General features: G+C 49.6%; 2 protein-coding genes. Both read right to left on the reverse strand.

Going from position 1 to position 1,818, the window contains the following annotated elements:
- Window positions 1–251 (reverse strand): hypothetical protein (locus AC2VLY_RS09365; RefSeq protein ID WP_486893522.1); only part of this gene is annotated, 251 nt, incomplete at its 3' end.
- Between the two features lie 11 nt (window positions 252–262).
- Window positions 263–1,228 (reverse strand): ParM/StbA family protein, encoded by a 966-nt coding sequence (locus AC2VLY_RS09370; RefSeq protein ID WP_193650477.1) that lies wholly within the window; start codon window positions 1,226–1,228, stop codon window positions 263–265.
- Window positions 1,229–1,818 lie beyond the last annotated feature (590 nt).

Genomic DNA, 1,818 nt, shown 5'->3' on the forward strand with positions numbered 1-1,818 from the left:
GACGCTTCAGGAGATGCCCGTTCTGTCGGTTTTTTTACAGAATACGGTAATTCCTGTGTTACTGGTGTTCCTGTTGATCTTGCCTTCACCCAAGGAAGATAAGCATCCACATCGGCAAGCCCGCTATTAACGGCATTAAGGACGGCAATTTTAACCATCATGGTGCGATATTTGTCCGGTATAGACTCGTACCAGTCTTTAAGATATTGATCATCACGTCCAAGCGAAAAGGTAATTCGATTGCTTTTCAAGGCTACCCCCTTTATGCCCGAACATTGCGGATGTTCCAGAATCCTTCGCAGATGCGCCGAAATCCCTCAGCTACGGCATATCTTGGATCTTCTACCAGCTCCGCCTGTGGCCAGTATTTTCCCAACCCGTCGAACATCAATTCGGCTCCACCGCCTGCTACCAGGATTTTCTCCAGCTTTCGTCCAGAGTCCCCGAACTTGCTGGATACGGCATCAAAAATCTCCGATGAAAGTGCCTGCAATGCGATCTTGTTGTAAGGCGATGTATCTATCTGCTTGCCGTTATACTGAATCGTTCCTTTCCAGAGCGCGTCATCAGCATCCAGATAGTCCACCTTGTACCCATCTTCCCGCAGTTTCTTGAGGACCATATTGGCTGCGCCACTCATTCCACGGGAAGATCCTGCTGCATCTTCAATCCAGCGCCCATCGAGCATGGCCATGGAGTCGGTGGTGTACCTGCCGATAGCTACCACACCCAGATTCTTGGTCACGTCCTCTCGCATCATCCCGTTTTCATCCAGGATGTACCGTGAGGAAACCCCGCTGGGTTCCTGATAGACCCTGACTTCAGCATCCGTGCATGTGGACACGATGTTCCGCATTTTCAGGCTTTGTTCCCGAAAAATAGAAGGCGGCAGTCCTGTTGCAATGCTGTCAATCTTGCCAGCGTCTTCTTTCACAATGTTGATGGCACCCTGAACAAGCGCCTGGAACTCCGGCATATCCAGCCATCTGTCATGCAAACCTGCGACCTTGATGGATCCGGACTCGTGTATGGCGGTTTCCCCAATGTAATACGGATTGCCATTGACCGGGACCATTTCCTTGGCCGCCTGTTCGGAAGCGGTACTGTCACTGATGGTCATCGCGGGAATCGCTACTGAGGGGAACATCATTTTTTTGGTGGACCCGTCCTTACTGCGCCAAGCGAACTTTACCGCCGAGTGACCCACATCAATTCCTACGCACGTCATAACTCCTCCTTTCTTAATAAAACAAGTTTTACACTATAAAAAACTACAAGGCGCAACAAGTGCAAAAGCACACGTCATCCCAAATCGACACCGACTAGCACCGACAAACACCCAACAACACCAGTCAGCACCAACCAACAACAAAACGCAACAATAGTGGAAACCAAAACTGCTGCATGGCTCACTGTAGCGCACCGAGTGTAACCGGACAACACCCGATTACACCGAAATTCACTGACACACACTAATATAGTGTAATAAAACGCAACTGATTGCACCGATAATCACTGACTAGCACCGACAAGCACCGGCAAGCACCGAGAAGATGAAATATGCACAGCAAAACACCGAAAAAAAACCGCAAGACTGCGCCTCTAACCTTATATTATCATTGCTGCGCCAAGTTCTCGTTTACGGTTCAAAAACATGCCAAAAATCTCCAAAACCACCATTCCGGATGAAATCGCCGCTGTCGTGGATCTTCCCGAAACATCCACCCGCGCTCCGATTCCAGCCGGAAGCGACCAAAATATGACGCAATATCTCCATACCCAGCTCACACGGACAATCCGCCTGTTAGGTGAGATCGA

It is taken from the genome of Acidithiobacillus sp. TH-A36 (assembly GCF_057473445.1).